The following is a 292-nucleotide window of genomic DNA, read 5'->3' as shown; positions in this document are numbered from 1 at the left end:
GAGGCGCTCGGGCGACGGGCCCAGGGCGTGGGGCTCGTACGTCCGGTCGGTGAGGAGCGCCGGGTGCGGGCCGGCCGGGCCGGTCCATCCGCCGGTCAGGGTCGTGGGGTCGGGGAGCGGCGACGGCAGGACCGCCGTGCCGGTGGCCTTGTGCCCGGTGGTCATGCCCCGGGTCCAGGACGGCAGCGGGGCCGCGCCGGGGAGCTGGGGGCCGGAGTCGTACGCCTGACCGGTCCCGTACCCGAGCCCGTGCCGGCCACGGCCGGGCCCCGGCCCGGGGACGTACGCCACC

1 pseudogene is annotated in these 292 nt (G+C 80.5%); it reads right to left on the bottom strand.

Annotated features, from left to right (window positions below):
• Positions 1–292, bottom strand: a pseudogene (locus GT042_RS38435) (hypothetical protein); the annotation flags it as partial.

The organism is Streptomyces sp. SID3212 (assembly GCF_009865405.1).
Taxonomy (GTDB): domain Bacteria; phylum Actinomycetota; class Actinomycetes; order Streptomycetales; family Streptomycetaceae; genus Streptomyces.
This window is presented reverse-complemented; position numbering and strand designations above follow the sequence as displayed.